Origin of the sequence: Mesorhizobium sp. M1A.F.Ca.IN.022.07.1.1 (assembly GCF_003997575.1) — a bacterium.
Classification (GTDB): domain Bacteria; phylum Pseudomonadota; class Alphaproteobacteria; order Rhizobiales; family Rhizobiaceae; genus Mesorhizobium.
In genome coordinates this window covers 1-4,001 of sequence record NZ_RZST01000442.1, presented here as the reverse complement: position 1 = coordinate 4,001, position 4,001 = coordinate 1, and the positions used below count along the sequence as shown (strand labels likewise).

The 4,001-nt window shown below is 64.7% G+C and carries 3 protein-coding genes and 1 pseudogene; all 4 read right to left on the bottom strand.

Features of this window, described 5'->3' with window-relative positions; translation table 11 throughout:
- Nucleotides 1–363 (bottom strand): annotated as a pseudogene (gene murD, locus EOA75_RS29930) (UDP-N-acetylmuramoyl-L-alanine--D-glutamate ligase); the annotation flags it as partial.
- Between the two features lie 9 nt (nucleotides 364–372).
- Entirely contained in the window at nucleotides 373–1,455 is a 1,083-nt protein-coding gene (gene mraY, locus EOA75_RS29925) for a phospho-N-acetylmuramoyl-pentapeptide-transferase (RefSeq protein ID WP_095802416.1), read from the bottom strand.
- 20 nt (nucleotides 1,456–1,475) lie between these two features.
- Nucleotides 1,476–2,909: a UDP-N-acetylmuramoylalanyl-D-glutamyl-2,6-diaminopimelate--D-alanyl-D-alanine ligase gene (locus tag EOA75_RS29920; protein WP_127325841.1), complete on the bottom strand. Its 1,434-nt coding sequence runs from the start codon at nucleotides 2,907–2,909 to the stop codon at nucleotides 1,476–1,478.
- Nucleotides 2,906–4,001, bottom strand: a 1,096-nt coding sequence (locus EOA75_RS29915; RefSeq protein WP_127325840.1) for a UDP-N-acetylmuramoyl-L-alanyl-D-glutamate--2,6-diaminopimelate ligase, incomplete at its 5' end; no start/stop codon positions are given. The genes EOA75_RS29920 and EOA75_RS29915, both read right to left, overlap by 4 nt.

The following is a 4,001-nucleotide window of genomic DNA, read 5'->3' as shown; positions in this document are numbered from 1 at the left end:
ATCCGAAGCCGCACTGGACGGTGGAACTGGCGCGCGCTGGATGCGCTCGCGGCAGAACAGCTCGATATCGCCGATCACCTCGACGCCGGCGCCGCGCGCCAGTTCCACCGTCCAGTGCGGCTTCGGATGCGTGAGCGGCACACCGGGCGACAGGACGAAGGCCGCAAAGCGCGACCAGTCGGCGCCGCGCAGGTCGCCGGTCGCGATCCCGGCGGCTGCTGCCTTGGCGACGCTGTCGGGATTGTCGTCCCGGGCGAGGATCTCGGCGCCGCCGGCGATCAGCGCATGCGCGGTGGCAATCCCCGACCCGCCGAGCCCGAAGAGCGAAACGCGTTTGCCTGCAAATGAAGCGGCGGCGATCAAGCGGGCATCCTATCTGAGCTTGAGGGTGGAGAGGCCGACCAGCGCCAGGATGACGGCGATGATCCAGAAGCGGATCACCACCTGGCTTTCGGTCCAGCCGAGCTTTTCGAAATGGTGATGGATCGGTGCCATCAGGAAGACGCGCTTGCCGGTCATCTTGAAATAGCCGACCTGGATGATGACCGACAGGATCTCCACCACGAACAGGCCGCCGACAATGACCAGCACGATCTCGTGCTTGGTGGCGACAGCGATGGTGCCGATCAGGCCGCCCATGGCAAGCGAGCCGGTGTCGCCCATGAAGATTGCGGCCGGCGGTGCGTTGAACCACAGGAAGCCGAGGCCGGCGCCGATGACGGCGCCCAGCACGACCGCCAGTTCGCCGGTGCCGGGAACGAAATGGATCTGCAGATACTCGGCGAACACCGCGTTGCCGGAAAGATAGGCGATGACGCCGAACGACGCCGCAGCGATCATGATCGGCACGATCGCCAGCCCGTCCAGACCGTCGGTCAGGTTCACCGCATTGCCGGCGCCGACGATCACGAAGCAGGAGAACGGCACGAAGAACCAGCCGAGATGGATCAGGAATTCCTTGGCGAACGGGAAGGTCAGCGACGACGAGAACGGCGCCTGGCCGTTATGCATGATCACCCAGGCCGCGATGCCGGCGACAACGAATTCGATCGCCAGCCGCGCCTTGCCGGAGAAGCCCAGATGCGACTGTTTCGTCACCTTGAGATAGTCGTCGTAGAAACCGATCGAGCCGAAGCCGACGGTGACCAAAAGCACCACCCAGACATAGATGCTGGAGAGGTTTGCCCACAGAAGCGAGGAGCCGATGATGCCGGACAGGATCATCAGCCCGCCCATCGTCGGCGTTCCGGCCTTCTTGAAATGCGTCTGCGGTCCGTCGGCGCGGATCGGCTGCCCCTTGCCCTGGCGAAGCCGCAGCGAATTGATGATGGTCGGTCCGAATATGAAGACGATCAGCGCCGAAGTGATCAGCGCACCGCCGGTGCGAAAGGTGATGTAGCGGAAGACATTGAAGGCCGAGATCTTGTCCGCGAAATCAACGAGTAAAGTGAGCATCGGTCCCCCGGATCCCGACCTCAGGTCGGTTCAATGGTTGCGGCTTCCGCCGGAAATTTGCCGAGCAATGCCTCGACCAGCTTTGAAAAGCCGATGCCTTTCGACGACTTGACCATCACCACGTCGCCCGGCCTGATCGCCGACATGACGACGGGCTTCAGCTCTTCGGCTCCTGGCCGGTACTCGGTTTCGACATCCGAAGGCAAAACCTCGGCCAGTGCCCGCATCTCCGGGCCGCCGAGAAAGACCTTACGCGTTTCTGTGCCGACAATAAGTTCGGCAAGGGCCGCGTGGAGCTTCGCCGAATGGCTGCCGAGTTCCAGCATGTCGCCAAGCACGGCGATGCGCCTGCCCTCGCCCGATACCGGCGTGGCGTTGAGCAGCGCCATGGCTGCCGCCATCGACGCTGGATTGGCATTGTAGCTCTCGTCGATCAGCGTGATCGGACCGTTCGGATGGCGCAAAATGTGGCGCCGGCCGCGCCCGCGCTCGGCCGAAAGATCGGCGAGCGCCGCCGCGACCTTGTCGAGATCGGCGCCGACCAGTTGCGCGGCGCCAAGCACCGCCAGCACATTCTGCACGATGTGGCGGCCGGGCGCCCCCACACGGGCCGTCACGTCCCTCTTGCCGATCTTGACCGCGATATCGGAGTGATCGGCATAAAGGTCGCAGCCAACAAGACGAAAGGCCGAGCGGGCGTTCTCGCCGAAGCCGAAGACATGCTCGACACCTGCATCCTTGGCCACTTTCCCGAGCAGCTTCCAACGCGGATCGTCGCGATTGAGCAGCGCGGCGCCGCCGGCCTCTATGCCCTCGAAAATCTCGGCCTTGGCCATGGCGATCTCGTCGAGATTCTTGAAGAAGCCGAGATGGGCGGCCGCGATCAGCGTGACGATCGCGACATGCGGCCTCACCATCTTGACCAGCGGCCTTATCTCGCCCGGATGATTCATGCCGATCTCGAAGATCGCGTAGTCGCAGTCTGCGGGCATGCGCGCCAAGGTAAGTGGCACGCCCCAGTGATTGTTAAACGACTGCGCCGAGGCGTGCACCTTGCCGACCGCCGACAGCACATGGCGCAGCGCTTCCTTTGTGGTCGTCTTGCCCGCAGAGCCGGTCACCGCGATGATCTTGGCCCGTGAGCGAGCGCGCGCCGCAATGCCGAGCTTTTCCAGCGCCGCAAGCACATCCTGCACGACGATCATCGGCGCCGTCAGCCGGCCAAGGGACGGCAGCTTGCCCTCGGCCACCACCAGCACCGCAGCGCCCGCCTTCACTGCAGCGGTTGCGAAATCGTGGCCGTCCATCGTCTCGCCCTTGATGGCGAAGAAGGCGTTGCCCGGCTCGAGGCTGCGGCTGTCGATCGAAATGCCGGTGATGCCTTCCGGCAGCGAGCCGATCGGCCTGCCGCCCATGGCCTCGACAAGCGCTTGCGACGTCCACAGCAAGCTCATGCGGCGCGCTCCTGGAGCGCCTCGCGCACTTCCTCGTGATCGGAAAAGTGGAAGGTTTCGGTGCCGATCGTCTGGCCTTCCTCATGCCCCTTGCCGGCGACGATCAGCGTATCGCCGGCATGGAGCATGGCGACGGCCTCGTGGATCGCTTTGCGGCGGTCGCCGATCTCGATGGCGCCGGGCGCCGCGGCAAGGATTGCCGCGCGGATGGTTTCGGGGATTTCCGTGCGCGGATTATCGTCGGTGACGATGACGACATCGGCGAGCCGGGTCGCGATCTCGCCCATGATCGGCCGCTTGCCGCGATCGCGGTCGCCGCCACAGCCGAAGACGACAACGACCCGGCCCGTGGTGAACGGACGAACCGAGGTCAGGACATTTTCCAATGCGTCGGGCTTGTGCGCGTAGTCGACATAGACCGGAGCGCCGGCGGCCGTCGTGCCCACAAGGTCGAGGCGGCCCGGCGCACCTTCGAGTTTCTCCAATGCGGCCAAGGCCTTATCAACGGATGTTCCAGTCGAGATGGCGAGGCCGGCCGAAACCAGCGCGTTGGCGATCTGGAAATCACCTGCCAACGGCAGGTCGATCTCGTGAAGCACACCATCGGCCTCCACCTCGGCACGCTGGCGCCGCCGCTCATGCTCGACGCGCTTCAGCGTCAGGAATTCGCCGTGTCGGCCGACGGTCAGAACATTGAGGCCCGCTGCCCGCGCGGCATCAACCGTCGGCTGCGACCAGGGATCGTCGGCGAAGATCACGGCCGGCGCCCCCTTCGGCAGCAGCGTGTCGAACAGACGCAGCTTGGCACGGTGATAATCCTCAACCGTCGGATGGTAATCCATGTGGTCGCGGCCGAGATTGGTAAAGCCGCCGGCGGCCAGTTTGACGCCGTCGAGCCGACGCTGGTCGAGACCATGGCTGGAAGCCTCCATCGAGGCGTGCGTTACCCCTGCCTCCGTCAGTTCCTTGAGCAACTCGTGCAGCGCGACCGGATCGGGCGTAGTCAATGAGCCATATTCGTTGCGGCCCGGCGCCACCACGCCGGTCGTGCCGATCGAAGCGGCGGCAAAACCTGCCTGCTCCCAGATCTGG